3 protein-coding genes are annotated in these 3,041 nt (G+C 72.3%); 2 read left to right on the top strand and 1 reads right to left on the bottom strand.

Annotated elements, in window-relative coordinates:
- Positions 1-1,053, bottom strand: a 1,053-nt coding sequence (gene hemE, locus ACIQOV_RS35000) for a uroporphyrinogen decarboxylase (RefSeq protein ID WP_401054885.1), incomplete at its 3' end; no start/stop codon positions are given.
- Positions 1,054-1,289: 236 nt separating this feature from the next.
- Between hemE and ACIQOV_RS35005 the strand changes: the two genes are divergently transcribed.
- Positions 1,290-1,952 (top strand): DUF3000 domain-containing protein, encoded by a 663-nt coding sequence (locus ACIQOV_RS35005; protein WP_401054884.1) that lies wholly within the window; start codon positions 1,290-1,292, stop codon positions 1,950-1,952.
- A gap of 320 nt (positions 1,953-2,272) precedes the next feature.
- Positions 2,273-2,989: a response regulator transcription factor gene (locus tag ACIQOV_RS35010; protein ID WP_049651279.1), complete on the top strand. Its 717-nt coding sequence runs from the start codon at positions 2,273-2,275 to the stop codon at positions 2,987-2,989.
- Positions 2,990-3,041: the final 52 nt, after the last annotated feature.

A 3,041-nucleotide genomic window follows, 5' to 3' on the forward strand; every position in this document is an offset into this window, starting at 1 on the left:
CCGGATCGACGACCTGGAACTGGTCGAGCCGAAGCCGCCGATCCTGTGGATCCGCGGCACGGCCGACGTGATCGTCTCCGACACCTCGCTCTTCGCCATGGACGGCAGCACGCCGTGGCCGAGGTTGAAGATGTGGCCGCTGGTGCCGAGCGCCTCGGCGGCCCGCAGCACCTCGGCGGCCTTGGCCTCCACCACCGCGGTGGGCGCGTACAGCACCGCCGGGTCGAGGTTGCCCTGCAGGCCCTTGCCCGGGCCGACCCGCTCGGCGGCGACGTTCAGCGGCACCCGCCAGTCGACGCCGACGATGTCCGCGCCGGCCTGGCCCATCAGGCCGAGCAGTTCGCCGGTGCCGACGCCGAAGTGGATCCGCGGCACGCCGTACTCGGCGACGGCGTCGAAGACCTTGGTGCTGGACGGCATCACCGAGCGGCGGTAGTCGTCCGGCGCGAGCGCGCCGACCCAGGAGTCGAACAGCTGGACGGCCGAGGCGCCGGCCTCGATCTGGACCTTGAGGAAGGCCGAGGTGATGTCCGCGAGCCGGTCCACCAGGGCGGCCCACAGCTCGGGCTGCCCGTACATCATGGCCTTGGTGTTCTCGTGGTTCTTGGACGGCCCGCCCTCGATCAGGTAGCTGGCCAGCGTGTACGGCGCCCCGGCGAAGCCGATCAGCGGGGTCTCGCCGAGCTCCTCCACCAGCAGGCCGACGGCCTCGGTGATGTAGGGGACGTCGTCCGGCTCCAGCGGGCGCAGCCGCTTCAGGTCCTCGACGGTGCGGATCGGGTCGGCGATGACGGGGCCGATGCCGGGCTTGATGTCGACGTCGATGCCGACGGCCTTGAGCGGCACCACGATGTCGCTGAAGAAGATCGCCGCGTCCACCTTGTGCCGGCGCACCGGCTGGAGGGTGATCTCCTTGACCAGCTCGGGCCGCATGCAGGACTCCAGCATGGGGATGCCCTCGCGGACCTTCAGGTACTCGGGCAGCGAGCGGCCGGCCTGGCGCATGAACCACACCGGCGTGTGCGGCACGGGCTCGTGCCGGCAGGCGCGCAGGAACGCGGAGTCGTGCGCGGCGCCGCGACGCCGGGGGGTGGTCTGGCCGCCGTGGGTGGGCGCCGTGGTGTCTGCCGTTGTCTCGCTCACGCGTCAAATCTTCGCACGCGTGCCGGGCCCGGTTTCCCGGCCGGTCTCGTCGGTTCCTCCAAGATCTGTCCGGGTTTGCCGTTCCGGCACGCCGCTGGGAGAGAAGTTGCGGCGATAACCCCGTTCTTCGACCTAGTCTTCGGGGCATGGCAGCGGTCGGAGGGCACCCCGCACAGGGTGGCGGAGCAGGTGGCGGAGCGGGGCACGAGGGGGTGCCGAGCGAGTTCCGGGCGGCCGTGGCGGCCCTGGACGGGGCCCGGCTGCGGCCCGAGGTGCAGCTCGCCCCCGCGCCGGCGCCGCGCCGGCTCGCCCCGTACTCGTTCGCGGTGACCGCCTCGGTCGAGATCGACGGCGAGGAGCTGGCGGACGGCCGGCTGGTGCTGCTGTACGACCCGGCCGGGCAGGAGGCCTGGAACGGGGAGTTCCGGGTGGTCACGATGACCCGGGCCGAGCTGGAGCCGGAGATGGCGGGCGACCCGATGGTCTCCGAGGTGGGCTGGTCCTGGCTGCTGGACACCCTGCAGGCGAACGGCGCCGGGTACGCGGAGCCGTCCGGCACGGTGAGCCTGGCCTCCTCCCAGTACTTCGGCGGCCTGGCGGACCGCCCGTCCTCGACCGAGATCGAGATCCGGGCTTCCTGGACCCCTGCCGACGGCCGCTTCGAGCGGCACCTGGCGGCCTGGGCGGACCTGCTGTGCGTCAGCGCCGGCCTGCCGCCGACCGCCCCGGCCCCGCAGGGGCCCGCCGAGGTTCCTTCACTCGGTGGAGTGGTCCCGATGCCGGCCCGGCGACGCCCCCGGTCGCACTGACGGGTGGTGTGCGGGCCCGACGGCGCCCGGGGGCCGGACGCCACCCCCAGGGCTGACGGAGTGTGACTTCGGACCCGCTCTTCGTCAATTCACCGGTCGACACCGACCGATCGACACCGAATCTGATCGATTTTGTGCGAATACCGGGCATGTCGCATCAATCATTTGCGCGATTTGTCCGTATTGTTACTCACTAGATCGTGATCTTTCGCTAAAGCCGGGCACGGTTGCTGCCGAAGCAGACTGTGACCCTTTCCGAACGCGGAACACTCCGACCGCCCCCATCGGGGTTCCGTCCGCCACTCCCCGCAGGAGGCCTGGTGTCGGTCCTTCTTGAGCACCCCGCAAACGTGGTCGCCTACCGGCCGACCAAGCCCACCGCCATGGTGGTCATCGCCGATCCCCGTGTCCGAAACACCGTCACCCGCCATCTGTGGGCACTCGGCGTCCGCGACGTGATCGAGGTGTCCTCCATCGCCGAGGCCCGCCCCCGGGTCTCCACACCCCGCGACATCTGCGTCGCCGACGTGCACCTCCCGGACGGCTCCGGGCTGACCATCCTCGCCGAGACCCGCGCCGCGGGCTGGCCCAACGGCCTGGCACTGTCCGCCGCCGACGACATCGGCGCGGTCCGCAGCGCGCTGGCCGGCGGTGTCAAGGGATACGTGGTGACCGGTACCCGGACGAACGTCGCGATGCCGGGCCGCCCCGGGATGCCGCTCGGCGCCGCCGGGCTGGCCGGCCGGATGCGCCGCCCCGGGATGCCTGGCATGCCGGGCGCGGCCGGTGCTCCGGGCGCCCCCGGAGCACCCGGTGCGCCGGGCGCGCAGCAGGCCGCCTACCGCGAGCTCTCCGGCCGCGAGGTCGAGGTGCTGCGACTGGTCGCCGAGGGACAGTCCAACAAGGCGATCGGCGTGGCGATGGGCCTGTCGGCGCTCACCGTCAAGAGCCACCTCGCCCGGATCGCCCGCAAGCTGGGCACCGGCGACCGCGCCGGAATGGTCGCGGTCGCGCTGCGCACCGGCATCATCCACTGAGCCGGGCGCTCCGGACCGCTGCGGCGGCCGAGGAGGAACGTTCCTCCTCGGC

The organism is Kitasatospora sp. NPDC091257 (assembly GCF_044757675.1).
Classification (GTDB): Bacteria; Actinomycetota; Actinomycetes; order Streptomycetales; family Streptomycetaceae; genus Kitasatospora; species Kitasatospora lactacystinica.